This is a genomic window from Collinsella sp. BA40, from assembly GCF_008014645.1.
Taxonomy (GTDB): domain Bacteria; phylum Actinomycetota; class Coriobacteriia; order Coriobacteriales; family Coriobacteriaceae; genus Collinsella.
Genome location: NZ_VOWY01000001.1, coordinates 167249 through 186298 on the forward strand (window position 1 = coordinate 167249; position 19050 = coordinate 186298).

The 19050-nt window shown below is 66.4% G+C and carries 12 protein-coding genes; 7 read left to right on the forward strand and 5 right to left on the reverse strand.

The features are described 5' to 3' along the window. The first annotated feature begins 108 nt into the window (after positions 1 to 108). Entirely contained in the window at positions 109 to 3915 is a 3807-nt protein-coding gene (gene dnaE, locus E4J93_RS00715; protein ID WP_147587566.1) for a DNA polymerase III subunit alpha, read from the forward strand. A 267-nt stretch (positions 3916 to 4182) separates the two neighbouring features. On the opposite strand, the gene E4J93_RS00720 is transcribed toward dnaE, so the two are convergent. After that, positions 4183 to 4431 (reverse strand): hypothetical protein, encoded by a 249-nt coding sequence (locus tag E4J93_RS00720; RefSeq protein ID WP_147587567.1) that lies wholly within the window; start codon positions 4429 to 4431, stop codon positions 4183 to 4185. 270 nt (positions 4432 to 4701) lie between these two features. Between E4J93_RS00720 and E4J93_RS00725 the strand changes: the two genes are divergently transcribed. The 4 genes from E4J93_RS00725 (at position 4702) to E4J93_RS00740 (ending at position 9677) form a co-directional block, all read left to right on the forward strand. Then, positions 4702 to 6318 (forward strand): FAD-binding oxidoreductase, encoded by a 1617-nt coding sequence (locus E4J93_RS00725; RefSeq protein WP_147587568.1) that lies wholly within the window; start codon positions 4702 to 4704, stop codon positions 6316 to 6318. Then, positions 6315 to 7112: an electron transfer flavoprotein subunit beta/FixA family protein gene (locus E4J93_RS00730; protein ID WP_147587569.1), complete on the forward strand. Its 798-nt coding sequence runs from the start codon at positions 6315 to 6317 to the stop codon at positions 7110 to 7112. The genes E4J93_RS00725 and E4J93_RS00730 overlap by 4 nt, the downstream gene beginning before the upstream one ends. Continuing rightward, positions 7109 to 8329 (forward strand): electron transfer flavoprotein subunit alpha, encoded by a 1221-nt coding sequence (locus tag E4J93_RS00735; protein WP_147587570.1) that lies wholly within the window; start codon positions 7109 to 7111, stop codon positions 8327 to 8329. Before E4J93_RS00730 ends, E4J93_RS00735 begins: the two co-directional genes overlap by 4 nt. 130 nt (positions 8330 to 8459) lie before the next feature. Beyond that, positions 8460 to 9677 (forward strand): DUF2974 domain-containing protein, encoded by a 1218-nt coding sequence (locus E4J93_RS00740; RefSeq protein ID WP_147587571.1) that lies wholly within the window; start codon positions 8460 to 8462, stop codon positions 9675 to 9677. Between the two features lie 115 nt (positions 9678 to 9792). Here E4J93_RS00740 and E4J93_RS00745 read toward each other — a convergent pair whose 3' ends face one another. Together E4J93_RS00745 and E4J93_RS00750 are read right to left on the reverse strand one after the other, a co-directional pair. Then, complete coding sequence (locus tag E4J93_RS00745; protein ID WP_147587572.1) at positions 9793 to 10521, reverse strand: B3/4 domain-containing protein; 729 nt, start codon at positions 10519 to 10521, stop codon at positions 9793 to 9795. A gap of 360 nt (positions 10522 to 10881) precedes the next feature. Then, positions 10882 to 11763, reverse strand: a complete 882-nt coding sequence (locus E4J93_RS00750; RefSeq protein ID WP_147587573.1) for a class I SAM-dependent methyltransferase — start codon at positions 11761 to 11763, stop codon at positions 10882 to 10884. A gap of 98 nt (positions 11764 to 11861) precedes the next feature. Here E4J93_RS00750 and E4J93_RS00755 point away from each other — a divergent pair, with 98 nt between their 5' ends. Together E4J93_RS00755 and E4J93_RS00760 are read left to right on the forward strand one after the other, a co-directional pair. Then, complete coding sequence (locus tag E4J93_RS00755) at positions 11862 to 12548, forward strand: TetR/AcrR family transcriptional regulator (RefSeq protein WP_147587574.1); 687 nt, start codon at positions 11862 to 11864, stop codon at positions 12546 to 12548. A gap of 99 nt (positions 12549 to 12647) precedes the next feature. Next, positions 12648 to 13889, forward strand: coding sequence for an MFS transporter (locus E4J93_RS00760; protein ID WP_147587575.1), 1242 nt, complete (start codon positions 12648 to 12650; stop codon positions 13887 to 13889). A gap of 272 nt (positions 13890 to 14161) precedes the next feature. Here the strand turns inward: E4J93_RS00760 and E4J93_RS00765 are convergent, their stop codons facing one another. Together E4J93_RS00765 and E4J93_RS00770 are read right to left on the reverse strand one after the other, a co-directional pair. Continuing rightward, the gene (locus E4J93_RS00765; protein ID WP_222705667.1) at positions 14162 to 14707 is read right to left on the reverse strand and encodes a pyridoxamine 5'-phosphate oxidase family protein; all 546 of its coding nucleotides are present in this window, start codon (positions 14705 to 14707) and stop codon (positions 14162 to 14164) included. A gap of 257 nt (positions 14708 to 14964) precedes the next feature. Beyond that, positions 14965 to 18810 (reverse strand): phosphoribosylformylglycinamidine synthase, encoded by a 3846-nt coding sequence (locus E4J93_RS00770; protein WP_147587576.1) that lies wholly within the window; start codon positions 18808 to 18810, stop codon positions 14965 to 14967. Positions 18811 to 19050: the final 240 nt, after the last annotated feature.

Sequence of the window (19050 nt, forward strand, 5' to 3'; positions counted from 1 at the left end):
GTAGCGTTCGAAAAGGGGGCCGAAGGGGCGGGGTTGCGCAGTGCGCGCCTCCGTCGCGCTTCGCGCCCAAGCAGATTCTTTAGCACATCAGATCGGAGACAACGGCACATGGCATTCGTCCACCTTCACAACCACTCCGAGTACTCGATGCTCGACGGCGCGACCCGTATCTCGGATATGGTCAAGCGCGCGGTCGACCTCGGCATGCCGGCGGTGGCGCTCACCGACCACGGCTACATGTACGGCATCCCCGAGCTCGGCCTCGCCTGCGACGCCATCAATCATGGCACGCCCGAGTACAAGACCTGGAGCCACGACAAGTCGTTCCTCGAGAAGGGGCGCCGCGACGAGCTCGAGCAGCCCGATCCCGAGGCCGATCCGCGCGCCTACGCCCAGTTCCAGAGGGATATGGCCGCATGGGACGCCGAGGGCAGCCTCGACTCCACCAAGCCGCCCCTGGTCATCAAGCCCATCTTCGGCTGCGAGGTCTACTTCACGCCGGATGACACGCTCGCCCGCGACCGCAAGCCCGAGCTCTACCATATGGTGCTCTTCGCCCGCAACGAGCAGGGCTACGTCAACCTCATGCAGACGGTGTCGGAGGCCGCGGTCGACGGCTTCTATTACAAGCCGCGCGTCACCCTGGACAACCTGCGCCGCCACCGCGAGGGCCTTATCGCCAGCTCGGCGTGCATCGCCGGCATCATCCCCAAGTGCATCGACCGCGGCGACATGGCGTCGGCCCTCCAGTGGGCCGAGACCTTCCGCGACCTGTTCGAGCCCGGAAGCTTCTATATCGAGATCCAGGAGCACGGCATCACCACCGATTCCGGCATGACCGACGAGCAGATGGACCGCCAGCTCATCGAGATCGCGAAGCAGATCGGCGTCAAGGTCATCGCCACCAACGACTTCCACTACCTCACGCGCGACGACGCCCCCATCCAGGACGTCATGATGTGCATCGGCATGAACTCCAAGGTGGACGACCCCAACCGCATGCGCATGCAGGGCTCCGAGTTCTACATGAAGACCGAAGACGAGATGCGCGCGATGTTCCCGTACTGCCCCGAGGCGTGTGACAACACGGTTGAGCTGGCCGAGAAGTGCGACGTCGAGCTCGACTGGGACAGCATCATCCTGCCCAACTACCCGCTGCTCGACGAGGGCGAGACGCATGAGAGCCAGTTTCGCCGCGAGTGCGAGGCGGGCCTCGCCCTGCGCTACGGCGACGACTGGGATGGCAAGGAGATCGGCGGCGTCGACATCCGCGAGCGCTTCGAGTTCGAATACAAGGTCATCTGCGACAAGGGCTTCGCCGCATACTTCCTCATCGTTGCGGAGTACGTGCGCTGGGCCAAGCAAAACGGCATCGGCGTCGGTCCCGGCCGTGGATCGGCCGCGGGTGCACTCGTCGCGTATGCCATGGACATCACCACCTTCGACCCGCTGTCGAACGGCCTCATGTTCGAGAGGTTCCTCTCTCCCGAACGTACCGAGATGCCCGATATCGATATGGACTTCGACGATGAGCGGCGCCTCGAGGTCATCGAGCATGTTCGACAGCTCTATGGCCCCGAGAAGGTCACCCACGTCATCACGTACTCCACCATCAAGGCCAAGCAGGCCATCAACGACGCCGCGCGCGTGCTGGACTACCCCGTCTACATGGGCCAGCGCCTGTCCAAGATGGTCTCGGCCGACCCGGGCGTGAAGCTTCGCCAGGTGCTCGAGAAGCAGCCGGGCAAGGAGGACCTCTACAGCCCGGACTTCGCCGATGCCTACCGTCAGGACGATGACGCCCGCCGCATCATCGATACCGCGCTCTCCATCGAGGGCCTCACCCGCGGCGAGGGCGTGCACGCGTGCGCGGTCCTTATCTGCCGCGACGCGGTGAACGAGCACGTGCCCACCAAGCTCGATACCAAGGGCGGCGTCGAGATCACCCAGTACGAAGGCCATACCGTCGCGGACATGGGTCTGCTCAAGATGGACTTCCTGGGCCTGCGCACCCTCACGGTCATCTCGAAGGCCAAGGCCAACATCAAGGCCAACTACGGTATCGATATCGACCCGGACAAGATTCCCTTCGACGATCCCAAGATCTTCGAGCTCATGAGCGCGGGCCGTACCGCGGGCGTCTTCCAGGTCGAGTCCGCGGGCATGACGGCCACCATCAAGAACATGAAGCCCACCGAGTACAAGCACGTGGTCGCTCTGATCGCCCTGTACCGCCCGGGCCCCTTGGGCGCCGGCATGGTTACCAGCTACATCAACCGTATGAACGGCAAGGAGCCCGCGGTCTCCTACGACCCGCGCCTCGACGGCATCCTGGGCGAGACCTACGGCACCATGGTCTACCAGGAGCAGGTCATGCTCATCTCGGTCGAGATGTGCGGCTTCTCCAAGGGCGAATCGGACTCCCGTATCCGTAAGCCCGTTGCCAAGAAGAAGATCAAGATGCTCACGGACCAGGTATTCAAATGGTCCGATGGCGAGGACGAGACCATCTACGACCACTGGATGAACGGTGCGGAGCGCAACAACTACAAGCGCGAGACCGCCCAGCGCATCTGGGACGACGTTCTCGAGTTCGCCTCCTACGCGTTCAACAAGTCGCACTCCGCCGGCTATGCCATCCTGGTTATGCAGACCGCTTGGCTGAAGGCCCATTACCCCAACGAGTACATGGCCGCCGTGCTTACCTCCTATACGGGCAAGACCGACAAGATCGTGCACTACGTTTCCGCGTGCCGCCACGACGGCATCGCGGTCCTGCCGCCGGATGTCAACGAGTCCGGCAAGGAGTTTACCGCTACGTCCGAGGGCGTGCGCTTCGGCCTGGCCGGCATCCGCGGCGTGGGCGAGGGCGTCGCCCAGGCGATCATCGACGAGCGAGAGGCGAACGGCCCGTACAAGAATCTGCACGACTTCGTCGACCGCGTCGACTCGAGCCAGGCCAACCGCCGCGTCATCGAGGCCCTTATCAAGGCAGGCGCCTTCGATGCCACCGGGTATCCGCGCCGTCAGCTCATGCATTTCGTGGACAAGGCCAATCCCGAGAACATCATCGATGCCGCCACCAAGCGGCAGAAGGACCGTGCGAGCGGCCAGACCTCGCTCTTCGACGTCTTCGGCGACGTCGAGGGCTCGGGCTTCGAGGTCGTGATCCCCGATCCGGATGGCAACGAGTGGGATCGCCACATGAAGCTCTCGCAGGAGCGCGAGGTTTTGGGCATCTACGTTTCGGACCATCCCCTGCGCCCCTACGAGTACGCGCTCGGCAAGGCGCGCGAGTTTACGCTCTCGCAGATCGACACCGGCTACGAGACCATGGCGCCCAATGGCGAGGGCACCATCAACCAGGAGATTCCCGAGGGCAAGCCTTTCTGGTTCGCCGGCATGGTGTCCGAGGTCTCCAAGCGCGTCACCAAGAATGGCGACCCCATGGCCATCGTTACCCTCGAGGATATGGAAGGCGAGGCCACGGTCGTGGTCTTCCCCAAGACGTACAAGGCTGCCGAGAGCTGCCTGTACGGCGAGACGGATCCCGAGACGGGCGCCGTGCTGTCCGACGCCTTCATCCGCATCCATGGCAAGCTCGAGCGCTCCGACCGCGGAGACCAGATCATCGCGCAGGAGATCTTGCCCCTCGAGCTCAACGAGGAGACCAACCGGCCCAAGGTCTTCGAGGTCATGGTGCCCAGCTCGCGTTTCACGCAGAGCAATATGTCGCGCTTGGCCACGGTGCTTGCCACCAACCCCGGCGGCGACCGCGTCGAGCTCTTCGTCGAGCAAGCCGACGGCCAGACCATGCGCGCCGAGATCCCCACACGCGTGAACGCCCGCTCCATCCCGCTCATCGCGGAGGTGAAGGGGATCGTCGGCTCCAACGGCCGCGTCACGGTGATTTAGCCACCAGGCGGCCAATTTGCCCTTCAAGCCGGAGTCGCGCCGCCCTAAGGCGTGCGCGCTCCGTCTTTCAGGGCAACTTGACTCGCCTTGCGGCTAGATCACGCGGTCGGGGCGTTTGCATGTTTCGTCTCCTTTAGCCTGCGGCTGTGCCGCTGCCTTCGGGGCAACCCGCTCCGAATGAGGGCCTAGACGGCGACCGTGGGGCCAGTTTGCCCCGCAAGCCAGGGATGCGCCGTCCTACGGTGCGCTCCCTGCCTTGCGGGGTGGTCAGTTTGCGGCCTCGAGGCAGGGGAGCTCGTCGTCGGGTTGGGCGATGTCGCGGATGGCGGCTTCGCGTCGCAGGGCATGGCCCATCGCCCGCTGGGTGTACCAGCTGATCGTCTGGGGATTCGCGAGTTGGTCTATGGTCACCGTCGCAACATAGAGCTCGGGAAACGCCTCCGGATCGATAGGCGCGCACTCCGGATCGTCGACGATCTCCAGTGCGAGATGCTGCTTCGGATAATACAGGGCCATACAACCTCCTTGCGTCAGTGCACGCGGTCGCATATGGTATCCGCGGGCGATGGGAGGCCTATCCTAGCAGGCAAATCTTTCAAAAAAGCACCCCTGACCTTGCAGAATTCATACAATTGCGGGTAGACGGGGCGTGCGCCGCAGAGGCGATTTCTCGAGATTTTCTCCTTCATAGGTCCGTCATAGATGGGCGCGTTAACGACTTGAAACAATCATGCGGCATACTTCGCCATACGCTTTAGTACGCTAAAGAATACTAAGGAGGCGCGCATGCAGGGGGTCAAACCCATGACGGAAGAGTTCGCCGAGTACCGCCGCGATGAGTCGCGTACGTGCGGCGCTGCGGACACCATATCGTTTCCCGTTTCCGAGCACGAGCTGCGGGCGCAGATCGGTTGGCTTGCCGACCACGCGCCATCGGCATCCATCACGGTCCAGGGGGCGCGCACGGGGCTGGCGGCGGGTGCGGTTCCGTGCGGAGGGCATGTGTTCAACCTCTCCAGGATGAACGCGTACCTGGGACTTCGGCGGGATCGCGACGGCGGGTACCACCTGCGCGTCCAGCCGGGCGTGGTGCTGTCGGAGCTGCGACGCCATCTTCGCTCCCGATCTATTCCCGCAGTCAATTGGGATCCTGCATCGCGTGCTGCGCTCGATGCGCTCTATGCCGGCTGCGAGCAGTTCTTTCCCACGGACCCCACGGAGACGTCGGCGTGCCTGGGCGGAATGGCGGCGTGCAACGCGTCCGGCGCGCGCAGCTATCGCTACGGCCCCATGCGTCCTCACGTGAGCGCGTTGCGCGTCGTCCTGGCAACGGGCGAGGCTTTGAGCTTGCGCCGCGGCGCGTGCCGCGCGAACGGCGGGCGCCTCGTCCTCGTAACCGAGCAGGGCCGGTCAATTCCGCTCGAGCTCCCTGCGATTCCGTCTCCTTCGTGCAAGAACGCCGCGGGCTACGCGATCGCCGACGACATGGATGCCGTGGACCTGTTTATCGGCTCCGATGGAACGCTCGGCATCATCACCGAGCTCGAGCTCGAGCTTCGGGAAGCGCCTCAAGCGGTATGGGGTGCGTGCTGCTTCTTCGCAAGCGAGGAGTCGGCGCTGGATTTCGTCATAGCGGCGCGCCCCGCGCTGAAGCGAGCGCTCGCATTCGAATATATAGACGGCGAGGCCCTGGATGTGCTGCGGGGCGTGCGCACGGAAGGCGGATCATTCAGCTCGCTTCCCAATGCGCCTCGAGCGGCTCGCGCGTGCGTGTACGTCGAGCTCGCCGGCGCCGCGGCGGGCGAGGTGCTGGAAGAGCTGAAGCTCTTGAGCGAGCTGCTACGCGCCGCGGGCGCACGCGGGGAGGACGCCTGGGTGGCGCGCACCGACGTCGACCGCGAGCGCCTGCGCCTCTTCCGGCACGCCGTGCCCGAGTGCGTGAACACGCTCATTGACCGCCGTCGACGCGATATGCCGAGCATAGCCAAGCTGGGGTCCGATATGGCGGTGCCAAGCGAATGCCTGCGCGACGTCATGAAGCTCTACCGCGACGGCATCGGGAAAGCGGGGCTTCAGTCAGCGGTATGGGGCCACATCGGCGACAACCACCTGCACGTCAACATCTTGCCGCGCGACGAGCGGGAATACGCGCGCGGCAAGGAGCTCTTCGCGCATTGGGCGCATGCGGTGTCGGCGATGGGCGGGTCGGTGTCGGCCGAGCACGGTGTTGGCAAGATCAAGCGCGATTACCTGCTTGCGATGTACGGCGGGGAGCGCGTGCGCGCGATGGCGCGTTTGAAGGCGCGGCTCGACCCCATGTGCCGGCTGGGGCGCGGCAACCTGTTCGACGAGGCGCTGCTGGACGAGGTGGCTGCCGAGATGCAGGGAGGGGAACGGCCATGAACATCATCGTGTGCGTGAAGGCGGTGCCGGGTAGCACCGAGGTCAAGATGGATCCCGCGACCAACACCATCGTCCGCGACGGCGGCGCTTCGGTGATCAACCCCTTCGACGCCGCCGCGCTCGAGGTCGCCCTACGCCTCAAGGATGATGCGGTGCGACAGGGGCTCCCATGCCGGGTCGCGGTGCTCTCCATGGGCATCCCGACCACGGCGGAGCTGCTGCGCGACTGCATCGCGCGCGGTGCCGATGACGCACTGCTCCTGTCCGACCGCGACTTCGCCGGAGCCGACACGCTTGCCACGACGTATGCCCTGGCCTGCGGTGTTCGCCGTCTAGGCGGGGCGGACCTGGTGCTGTGCGGCAAGTTGGCGGTCGATGGCGACACCGCCCAGATCGGACCCGAGCTGGCGGGCGCGCTGGATGCGCCCTGCATCGCCGGGGTGACCGAGGTGCTCGAGGTCGCGTCCGGGCGCGTATGCGCGCGCCGCGAGGTGGACGGGGGAGCTGCGGTTGCCGAGGCGCCGCTGCCCGCGGTGCTGACGGTATCGAAGGACGCGGCCCAGCTGCGCATGGCGAGCATCGCGGGCGTCATGGCGGCGGAGGGCGCGCGCATCGAGGTGCTCTCGGCGCGCCAGGCGGGTGCGGACCCGGCGCGCATCGGACGTGCGGGTTCGCCCACGCAGGTGGTGCGCTCGTTCGTTCCCAAGGCCGATGCGTCGGGCATCCCGATCGAGGGGTCCGTGGACGAGCAGGCCGATGCGGTGGCGGCGCTGTTGAAGGAGATGGGCATATGAGCGGGTTGATGGTTGACGCGGACCGCTGCATCGGGTGCGGGCGCTGCGTCAAGGCATGCGGCAGCGGCGGCATCGTGGTCGAGGGTCCGCGGGGTGCGCGGCGTGCGCACGCGACCGAGTCGTGCATCGCCTGCGCCGCGTGCGTGGACGCCTGCCCCGTGGGGGCGCTGGCGTTCGAGCGGCCGTCTGCCGCGGATTCGGCCGGCTGTGCGGATGCCCGCGATTATTGGGTGTTCGTCCAGATCGATGAGCACGGCAGCCCGCTTGGCGTTTCTTTGGAGCTGATGGGTCGTGCGCGCAGCCTTGCCGACGTGCGCGGCTGCCGTGTGGTCGCGCTGCTCCCCGAGGGGCTCGCGGGCGATCGGGGCGTGTCCGCGCGCCTCATCGCCGCGGGCGCCGACGAGGTCGTGCGCTGCCGCGACGAGCGCTTCTCCGCATGCGATGCCGCGGTGCATGCGGAATGGGTCTGCGAGCTGGCGCGTCGGCGCAAACCCGAGGCCATCCTCTACGGCGCCACGGTTTTCGGTCGCGAGCTCGCGCCCGGGGTTGCCGTGCGCCTGCAGACCGGCTTGACCGCCGACTGCACCTCGCTTGATATCGATCGGAAGACGGGCCTTCTGCTGCAGACCCGTCCGGCGTTCGGCGGCAACCTCATGGCGACCATCGCGTGCCCGTCGTATCGCCCGCAGATGGCCACGGTTCGCCCCGGGATCTTCCCCATGCCGCGTTATGACGAAGCCCGCGCGGGCGAGGTGGTAGACGTTCGCCTGGATGCCGCCGTACGGCCCCGGGTCGTGCTGCGCGGCGTCGAGCGCACGCGGGAGGCGGACGCCCTCGTCGACGCCGAGGTACTCGTGGTCGCGGGCCGCGGTATCGGATCGAAGAAGAATCTCGCGCTCGCGGGCGAGCTGGCCCGCGCCCTGGGCGGGAAGCTCGGCGGCACGCGCCCCCTGGTTGAGGCGGGTTGGCTCGAGCCCTGGCAGCAGGTGGGGCAGACGGGCGTAGCCGTGGCGCCCCGCGTCCTGTTGAGCCTGGGGGTGTCCGGCGCCATCCAGCATGTATCGGGTATATCCGCCGCCCAGTCCATCATCGCGGTGAACGACGATGCGCGCGCACCCATCTTCGATGTGGCGCGCTACCGCGTGGTGGCCGACTGCGTCGCCTTCGCTTCCGAGCTTCTCGAGCGCCTCGATTCCCAACGCGGGGACAGGGGCTAGGTCGAGAGCGCGTTCAGGCTCTCATCTGCAGGTGAATGGCTCTGCCGCTTGCATGCTTCGGCCATCTGATCGATCCGGGTCTACAATGGGCATAACGGAGTCATGTCTTATCGACGAGGAGCGAGGTGCGATGGCGGAAGAGAGGGCGCTGCCGATCAGGCGGCAGAGGCAGGCCGGAACGTTTCTCACCTATGTGCAGTGGCGCATGGATACGTTTGACGAACGGCCCCTTTGCGCGGTCGACAGTCTCGTGTTCGCCTGGCTCGCCTACACGCACCTCGACGCCGCGCAAGGCGCTGCGTGCCAGCTCGAGGGCATCGCGCTGCACGAGCTGCTGCGCGCCGAGTCGTTCGAGAGCATGTTCGGTTCGAGCTGGGATCCCGAGGGAAGCCGCGACCTCCTGTTCTCGGTCTGCGCGAGTCCGCGCTTCCGCGATGTACGGCTGGCGGCGTTCCGCTTCACCACGAGCCGCGACAGCGAGGAACAGTTCGCAGCCATGACGTTCTACCTGCCCGACGGTTCATCGTATATCGCGTTTCGCGGAACCGATTCCACCATCGTGGGGTGGAAGGAAGACTTCAACATGACCTTCCTCAACCCGGTTCCCGCCCAGGAGGAGGCGCGCGCGTATCTCGATGCGGTGGCGAGCGCCGTGCCCGGCCCGCTGTATGTGGGCGGTCATTCCAAGGGAGGCAACCTGGCGGTCTACGCGGCCGCCATGTGCGCGCCCGAGCACCACGCCCGCATCGTGCGCGTCTTCTCGCATGACGGTCCCGGATTCCACCGTGAGTTCTGCGCATCGAGCGCGTACCGCCGCGTGTTGCCCTGCATGGTGAAGACGGTGCCCAAGTCCACGATGATCGGCGCCGTGCTGTCGGAAAGCCCCGACTGCCGCCCGCTCATCGTGGAGAGCGGGGGCTTCTCGCTCTTCCAGCACAACCCGTTTCTATGGGAGGTCGATGTCGACGCCTGCGCGTTCGTGCAGGCGGACGGCTTCACCGCGTCGTCGCGCTTCTTCAACGCGACCCTCGATGCCTGGATGGACAAGTACACGCTGGCCGAGCGCGAGCGCTTCGTGGATACGCTGTTCGACGTTATCGGCGTGACTGGCGCTACGCGGTTCTCGGACATCATGGCCGACCGCAAGCGCACCATTCCGCTCATGCTCGATACGGTCGAGGGGCTCGACCCCGAGCTCCAGCAGTTCGTCAAGGACGTCATCCGTTCCTTTGCCAAGACGGCGACGGTGGATAAGGCAGCTGGTGCCGCGGGCGATCTGCTCGATACGATCAAGAGCGCGCGGCCATCGATGAAGCTGCCGACCCCTCAAATTGGGGACAGGCACTAATCTGAGAGGCGGGACTGCTCAGAAAAGGGACAGGCACTAATCTGAGCAAGGCGTAATCTGAGCAAGGCGGGCCTGGGCTGGCTCTGGCGCCGGGTCCAGGCGCCTTGTCGGTGCATTATTCTGCGATGACGACCTCGCGGTTCTCGGATGTCACGAGCTCCTTGACGGCGATCGTCGCGCCCAGGTAGCGCTCGACCAGCTCGGCAAGCTCGTCGGTCGCGGCGCGGCAGTCCTCGACGCGCGCGGGGTCGGTGCACTCCACGATGAGGAAGGCGTTCTCGGTCTCGTCGGTGAGCGCGGTGCGCACGCCGTCGCGCCAGTTCCAGCAGCGGCAGACGGCGCCGGCGTCGTCCAGGTAGGCGAGCTCGCCGGGGAGCGTCGGGTCGTTCTCGGCGCCCTCGCCCAGCGGCGTGAAGTCGTCGCCGCCCTCGGTGACGCGCAGGACGAGGTCGCCCCGGAAGGCGTCGATGTCCTCGCCGCCGAGGGGTAACGCGTATTTGAGCGAGATGGCGTTGTAGATATCGACGGACGGCGAGATGCTGCCCACGGGGTTGCCCTTGAGCACGCGCTTGAGCAGGTTCTCGATGGAGCATCGCGCGCCGCGCTTGGTCTTGAACTGCTGGTAGGCCTGGCGCCATACGCGCACCGGGGCGTTCTCGGAGAGCGTGGGCGACTCCAGGTGGCGCTCGGCTTGCGCATTGGCACGCGCGAGCAGCTGCTCGATGGCCGCGGCGTCCTCGGGCGCCACGTCCGCCGCGGGCTTCATGCCGCGCGCGACCACGACGCCGAACGACGCGCCGTCGAAGAGCTCCCAAAACGAGGCGTCGGTGACGAACTTCTTCATGATGCAACTCCTGTTCTTTTCGGGCGCCTGCTCCCGTTCCGCCGTTCGGCCTCTCGATGCAGGGGCGGGCGCTGCAATGAGGTGCGTTTGGCGGCGCGGCGCAGGCGCTATGAAAACGAGCGCCCACCCGCCGGCCACCTTCAACGTCCTACGGTGCCGGCACGTGAGCGCTCGCGCGCTGCCCCCATCCGGAGAAGGAGGCGAATATGTCCCTGTTAGTGTAGCGCCAGGGGCGTGAAACCTCAAATTGAGGATGGAGACAAAACGAGACGCCGCATGGAAGGCAGCGGCATGCAAACGGGCGTGATGCTCAGGGCGCGGGCCGCTTGTGTGCCGCGTCTGCTGGAGCGCAGCCTCAGATTAGTGCCTGTCCCTTTTCTGAGGTTTGCGGGCCACGATGGTGAACATGAGGGGCAGCCGCGGAGACCCTTGGGGCAGGCGCCAGGATTCATCCTCTGCGTGGAACTCGAGCATGGGGAGCGACTGCCATTCGGCCACCTCGTCTTCCGCGAATCCCTCGATCGAGAGGCCGGCGCCCAGGAGTGCGCTTGCGATCTCTGCGAAGTCGTGCGTCCAGTTATGGTTTCTGGTGTGCGCGAGCCTCCGCGTCGTCTCGTTGCCGGGATCGGTGGTGTAGGTGACATCCATGTCGTAGGAGCTTTGCGAGCCCGATACGTAGTCGCAGCATGCCTCGAGCCCCGAGAAGCCGAGGGCGGCGAGCAGCGGGTGATCGTCGCGGATCATGAAGGCGCCGCCGGGCGCGAGGAGCCGCTCGATGGAACGCGCCCAGTCGGCGAGGTCGGGCAGCCAGGTGATCGTGCCGGCGCTGGTCACGATGGCATCGAAGGTGCCGATGTGATCTTGGAGCGCGTCGGCCGCGAACCGCGCATCGCCCTCTGCGTAGCGCACCTCGACGCCCGCCTGGCGCGCGAGCTCGCGTGCATGGGCGAGGGCGGCAGGTGAGAAATCCAGCCCCCAGGTTTCGGCCGCGCCTAGACGCGGCCAGCAGAGGGTGTCGGTGCCGATATGGCATTGCAGGTGCAGCAGCTTGAGGCCCTCGACCGTGTTGTTCGGTAGATGCGGCCGCAGCGCCTCGTAGTCCCTGCGAGCGACGCCTGTGATGGCGCGCGGGTCGCCCGTGAGGGCGGAGAGGTCGCCGTACCCGCCGTGTGCATGGACCTCGGCGCGGTCGTCCCAGCTGGCGCGGTTCACGTCGATGAGGGGCGCATCGTCGTTTGCCATGGTATTCCTTTCATATTTCCGCTTTGGTGTCACCTTGCTTCGTCGTTATCGCAAGACTACTATACATACCAACAGTATGTATGAGGAGGCGGTCGTGCATGGCGAGAAACAAGCATCCCGAGGAGACGGTCGCGAGGATCCTCGACGTCGCGATGCGCCTGTTCGTCGAGCGCGGCTACGAGCAGACGAGCATGCAAAACATCATCGACGAGCTGGGCGGCCTTACCAAGGGTGCGGTCTACCATCATTTTTCGAGCAAGGATGATATCTTTCTCGCCGCCATGGACCGCGTGATGGCGCCCGGCGTGGAGCGGTTGCGTAGGATTCGCGATGCCGAGGGCATGACCGGTCGCGAGAAAATCCAGGCGATGTTCGATAGCGGTGCACGCGGGATGGACTCGGCCTTCTTCTCCCAAGCCGATCCCGAGCTCGATCCCATGAGGAACCCGCGGATGCTCGCCACCGAGTATCGCGATTTGTTCGCCGTGAGCGCCCATGAGCTCATGATGCCCGTGATCGAGCAGGGCGTGGAGGACGGGACCATCCAGACCGAGTATCCGCGCGAGCTCGCCGAGGCGATCGCCCTACTCAACAACTTGTGGTGCGTCCCGGCGTTCTTCCCTGCACGCGATGAGGGGGAGCAGGCGCGGCGCGTGGCGTTCATGAATGCCTTTATGAAGGGCATGGGGTTGGATATCGTGCTGGATCCGCAGGTGAGTTTGGAAACCTGGCGGCGCCGCTGTGGAGGTCGGCCCGCAGATGAAGGCGCGCAGCCCCTTGGATAGTCCTGCGGGCACATGGTAGAGAGGAACCGCTTCGGCGGTTTTTCTCGGCAGTAAAGAACATACCAACAGTATGTATGAACCTACGGGAAGGCGGCTTCGATGGGAACGATGGTTGAGAAATCGGATAAGCGCACGTTCGCGCTGATCCTGCTCGCACAGTTCTGCTCGCTGCTGGGCCAGGAGGTGCTGCAGTTCGTCTTGCCGCTCTACCTGCTCGACGTGACGGGTTCCGGCGCGCGTTTCGGTTTGGCGATCGCATGCGGCTTCGTGCCCTATACGCTGCTGAGCCCGATCGGCGGCGTGCTGGCGGACCGCACGCGCAAACGCGGCATCATGATGGGCGTGAACGCTGCGCTGGTCGCCGTACTGTTGGTGTTCCTGGGGTTCAAGGATACCGGGGACCCCTTTTCGCTGGTGGTGTTCGCCACTATGGCCTCGTTCGTGGCGCAGGCGCTCTATCAGCCGTCGATCCAGTCGACGGTGCCGTTCGTGCTCGCTGCCCCCGACGTGCCGCGCGGTGTGGCGCTCGTCAGCCAGATCGGCAGCTTGACCACGCTCAGCGGACCCGTGGTGGGTGCGGCGGTCTACGGTGCGGTGGGGCTGGTGCCCGTGGTCTGGGTGTCGCTCGCCGCGTTCGCGGTGTCCGGCGCGTTGGTGGCGCTCGCGGTGAGGTTCCCCTGCGAGCCCGCTTCGTGGGAGGGTAGCGCGCTTGCCGTGGTCCGCGATGACCTGGCCGAGGCGGTTCGCTATCTGCGCAATAAGCCGATATTGCTGGGCGGCATGGCGACGGCGACCTTCGTGAACGTGTCGGCGGGCGCGCTCATCAGCGTGGGCACCGTGTACGTGGTCACCATCACGCTCGGGCTCCCGGCGGCGTATGCCTCGTTTGCCCAGATGTCGATGGGGGCGGGAAGCCTGGTGGGCCATAGCCTGCTGGCCATCGCGCCGCGGTATTTCTCGCTGAGGCGCTCGGCGCCCTACGTGGGCGGAATCGCGGCGGCCATGGGCGTCGCCGCCTGGGCGCTGTCTCCTGTGGCTTTCATGGCGCCCATGGCGGTGTTTCTGATTCTGACGGCGAGCTATGCGTTCGCGACGATGTCCGGCGGTCTCATGGGCTCCTGCATGCTGGCGGAGTTGCAGGCGGGGGCTCCGTCGGCTTTGGTGGGCAAGCTCATTGCGCTATTCATGACGCTGGTGAACTGCGCCACGCCGTTGGGCCAGGCTGTCTTCGGCGTCCTCTTCGACGTGGCGCCGGCGTGGTTGATCGCGCTGGCGACTGCGATCGAGTTGGCGGTTGTTACCGTGGTGTGGCGGCATTTTCTGCGCCGTCGCGCTTCCTAGCCGCCCATTTCGCGCGTTTGCGGGCCGCTGCGAAGGCGTCTCGTGCAAAAGTTCCGACTTTTCCCATCCGTTCCCCAAACTCCTTTCTATACCGCTTATATAGCAATTTCTGAGCTGGGGTTTTATTTGGAGAAAACAGCAGCTACTTGGTTTTTTTGAGAATCGATGGGAAAAGTCGGAACTTTTGCAAAAGCGGGGCTCGCGACGCGAGTCCCGCTTAGATGCGAGCTGCGGTTTATCGTTTTTCGGCGCTCATCCGGGATGCCGCTCCATCAAGATCTCGCGACGGCGCCCTTGCCGTTGGGAATGCGACGGCCCGCCTTCCCCGAAATATGCTCGAGGTCGATGGCCCATACGGCGGTGAGGGGCAGCTCGCGCTCGATGGCGCCACTGATCTCGTCCTTGTATTCGGGCGCGTACTTCAGGCAGAGCTGGGCCAGCGCGCGGCGGACCTGGGCGGGGTCGGCGACGCGCCGCACGGTGCCCGTGGCGATGACGCTGGCGTAGCGCGTGGTGAAGAAGCCGGGCTCGCCGTTTTCTTCCACAAAGACGGGCTCCATGTCCACGGCGACGGTGACGCAGACGCGCGGGTCGCGCTCCCAATCGTCGGTCTTCTGGCCGCCGGCGGCGCCGGTGTGAATGAGCAGGGTGTCGCCGTCCAGCACGTAGGAGAGCGGCGTGGCGTAGGGGTGGCCGTCCGCGTCGACGGTGGCGACGACGCAGTACTCGCCGTCGCGCAGGATCTCGCGCGCCTCGTCTTCGGAGATCGCGCGTTCGGGCAGCTGCTTCATGGGATGGTGCATGGTGGGTCCTTTCATGGGGGCGGTTCTTTAGCTGGTTTCAGGTTGGCGTTTCACTTCGGCACCCGTCCCCAATGCGAGGCTGCGTTTTCGTCCACGGCCCGCGGTCTCAGAAAAGCGCGTCTCAGAAAAGGGTCTCAGAAAAGGGTCTCAGAAAAGTGCCTGTCCCTTTTTCGAGGCGGGAGAAAAAGGCCGCCGCCTGGATGCGTTCCAGGCGGCGGCCCTCATGCGGTTAGGCGGAGCGGGGCAAAATGCCCCGTCCCAAGCTGAGTCACTTATGAGAAGTAGGCGACGCCGCTCTCGAACAGCGGCATGAACTTCTCGCCGGGGACGTTCTTGTACAGGCCGTCGCCGCGGCGCTCCACGTGGCCCATCTTGCCGAACACGCGGCCGTCGGGGCTGGTGATGCCCTCGATGCAGGCCACGGAGCCGTTGGGGTTCACGTCGAGGTCCATGGACGGCATGCCCGCCACGTCGACGTACTGCGTGGCGATCTGGCCGCCGGCGCGCAGCTGCTCCAGCACCTCGTCGTTCGCCACGAAGCGGCCCTCGCCGTGGGAGATGGCCACGGTGTAGAGCTCCTCGGGGTCGCACTGGGAGAGCCACGGCGACAGGTCGCTGCAGATGCGCGTGCGGACCAGGCGGCTCTGGTGACGGCCGATCTCGTTGAAGGTGAGCGTCGGCGCGTCAGCCGTGGCGTCCACGATGTCGCCGTAGGGCACGAGGCCCAGCTTGACGAGCGCCTGGAAGCCGTTGCAGATGCCGAGCATCAGGCCGTCGCGGGACTGCAGCAGGTCGCGAACAGCCTCGGTGACCTCGGGTGCACGGAAGAACGCGGTGATGAACTTGGCGGAGCCGTCGGGCTCGTCGCCGCCGGAGAAGCCGCCGGGGATCATGACGATCTGGGACTCGCGGATGCGGCGCGCCAGCTCGCGGGTGGATTCGGCCACGTGCTCGGGCGTGAGGTTGTTGATCACGAAGACGTCGGCCTCGGCGCCGGCGGCACGGAAGGCGCGCGCGGAGTCGAACTCGCAGTTGTTGCCGGGGAAGACGGGGATGACCACGCGGGGCTTGGCGATCTTGAGTCCGCCGTAGGTCGCGCGGACGCGGCCCTCCTCCTCGCAGCGGTAGCGCTCCTCGGGAATGAGCTCCTCGGGGGCGTCGACGTCGTCGGCGGCGCTGCGGTAGGGGAACACGCCCTCGAGCGCGCTCGCCCAGGCCTCCTGCAGCTCGTCCAGATCGAGCGTCTCGCCGTAGGCGGTGAGCTCGTAGGGCTCGCAGGTCACGCCGAGCTCGACGATCTCCACGCCGTCGAGCTGCGGCAGCGCCACGCCCTCGTCCAGCTCCACGATGAAGCAGCCGTAGGCGTGGTCGAACAGGTCGCGCGCGTCGGCCTCGTAGTAGGCGTCCGACACGGTGAAGCCGATGCGGTTGCCCAGGCAGGCCTTGAAGAGCGCCTCGGCCAGGCCGCCGAAGCCGGCGGTGGACACGGCGAGCGCGCGGCCCTCGCGCACGAGGCCCTCGACGGCGCCGAAGGCGGCGAGCAGGGAGTCGGTCTCGGGCAGCAGGTCGTCGACCTGGTAGGCGGGCTGGATCAGCGCGACGCGGTGGCCGGCGCCCTTGAACTCGGGCGAGACGATGTTGGCGAGCTTGCCCACGGCGACGGCGAAGGAGATGAGGGTCGGCGGGACGTCGAGGTCCTCGAAGGAGCCGGACATGGAGTCCTTGCCGCCGATGGCGCCGGCGCCGAGCTCGACCTGGGCCATGAGGGCGCCCAGGACGGCGGCCATGGGCTTGCCCCAGCGCTCGGGCACGTCGCGCAGGCGCTCGAAGTACTCCTGGAAGGAGAGGTACGCCTTGGTGTGGTCGAAGCCGGTGGCCACGAGGCGCGCGATGCTCTCGACGACGGAGAGGTAGGCGCCGCGGTACTGGTCGGCCTCCATGATGTAGGGGTTGAAGCCCCAGGCCATGCCGGAGACCGTGGTGGTCTCGCCGTCCACCGGGAACTTGGCGACCATGGCCTGGCTCGGGGTGAGCTGGCGCTCGCCGCCGAAGGGCATGAGCACCGTGGCCGCGCCGATGGTGGAGTCGAACCGCTCGGACAGGCCCTTGTTGGAGCAGACGTTGAGGTCGCTCACGAGCAGGCGCATGGCCTCGGCGAAGGAGTCGACCTCCTCGGCGCCCGGAACCATGGGCACGGTGCTCTCGAAGACGTTCTCGAGGCTGCCGAACTCCTCGAGCGCGGCCTGCGCGAGGTCGCTCTCGGGGTCGATGGGCGCGACGCCCTGGGCGGGAACGTGGACGTCCTGGAACTTGGGCGCGCCGTTGGAGTTGAGGAACTCGCGGGAGAGGTCGACGATGGCGTCGCCCTGCCATGCCATGCGAACGCGGGGCTCGCACGTGACCTCGGCGATCACGGTCGCCTCGAGGTTCTCCTCCTCGGCGTAGCCCATGAACTCGTCGACGTCGGCCTCGGCCACGGCCACGGCCATGCGCTCCTGGGACTCGGAGATCGCGAGCTCGGTGCCGTCCAGGCCGTCGTACTTCTTGGTGACCATGTCGAGGTCGATGTAGAGGCCGTCGGCCAGCTCGCCCACGGCGACGGAGACGCCGCCCGCGCCGAAGTCGTTGCAGCGCTTGATCAGGCGGCAGGCGTCGCCGCGGCGGAACAGGCGCTGCAGCTTGCGCTCCATGGGGGCGTTGCCCTTCTGGACCTCGGCGCCGTCCTTCTCGATGGACTCGACGTTGTGGGCCTTGGAGGAACCGGTGGCGCCGCCGATGCCGTCACGGCCGGTGCGGCCGCCGAGCAGGATGATCTTGTCGCCGGGGGCGGGACACTCGCGGCGGACGTGGCTCGCGGGCGCCGCGCCCACCACGGCGCCGACCTCCATGCGCTTGGCCATGTAGCCGGGGTGGTAGAGCTCGGACACCTGGCCGGTGGCCAGGCCGATCTGGTTACCGTAGGAGGAGTAGCCGGCCGCCGCGGTGGTCACGAGCTTGCGCTGGGGCAGCTTGCCGGCGATGGTCTCGGACACGGGGACGGTCGGGTCGGCCGCGCCGGTGACGCGCATGGCCTGGTAGACGTAGGAACGGCCCGAGAGCGGGTCGCGGATGGCGCCGCCCACGCACGTGGCCGCGCCGCCGAAGGGCTCGATCTCGGTGGGGTGGTTGTGGGTCTCGTTCTTGAAGAGGAACAGCCAGTCCTGGTCCTCGCCGTCCACGTCGACGGTCACCTTGACGGTGCAGGCGTTGATCTCCTCGGACTCGTCGAGGTTGGTGAGGGTGCCCTGGGCTTTCAGCCACTTGGCGCCGATGGTGCCCATGTCCATGAGGCAGACGGGCTTCTCGTCGCGGCCGAGCTCGTGGCGCATCTCGAGGTAGCGCTCGAAGGCGGCCTGGACGGTCGCGTCGTCGATCTCGATGTTCTCGAGGACGGTGCCGAAGGTGGTGTGGCGGCAGTGGTCGGACCAGTAGGTGTCGATCACGCGGATCTCGGTGATGGAGGGGTCGCGGCCCTCATCGATGAAGTACTGCTGGCAGAAGGCGATGTCCGCCTCGTCCATGGCAAGGCCGCGCTCGGCGATGAAGGCGGCCAGGCCGGCCTCGTCGAGCTCGCGGAAGCCGTCGATGACCTCGACGGGCTCGGGGGCGGGGACGTCCTGGATGAGGGTGTCGGGCAGCTCGAGCGAGGCCAGGCGCGCCTCCACGGGGTTCACCACGTAGCGCTTGATGGCCTCGATATCGGCATCGGAGAGGTCGCCGTCGAGGATGTAGACCTTGGCGGAGCGGACGTGCGGGCGCTCGCCCTGGCTGATGAGCTGGATGCACTCGCTGGCGGAATCGGCGCGCTGGTCGAACTGGCCGGGGAGGAACTCCACGGCGAACGTCGCGATGCCGCCCTCGGGCAGCTCGTCGTAGACGACGTCGACCTGCGGCTCGGAGAACACCGTGGGGACGCAGCGGGCGAACAGCTCGTCGTCGGCGCCTTCCACGTCGTAGCGGTTGATGAGGCGGAGCGATGCCAGCGTCTCGATGCCCAGGATGTCGACGAGCTCGGATTTGAGCTGCCGCGCTTCCACATCGAAGCCGGGTTTCTTCTCCACGTAAACGCGAGAGACCATTGTGCCTGCCTTCCTGTTGGAACGGTCGGACCATGTCGCCGGCGGCGGTCGATGCGACGCGCCTTCGCGCGCGGCGCCCCCTTGAGCCGGACGACGTTACATAAACGTCTTTATGATACGACACCCCGCCCTGGTTGTGGGCTTTCAGGTGCCGAAACAACCAGAGTATCCGCACCTTGGCGCGCTGCCGTCCGCGTGCGGCCTCCGGGCTCGGTCTCGATGCGGCCGGCTTCGCTTGTT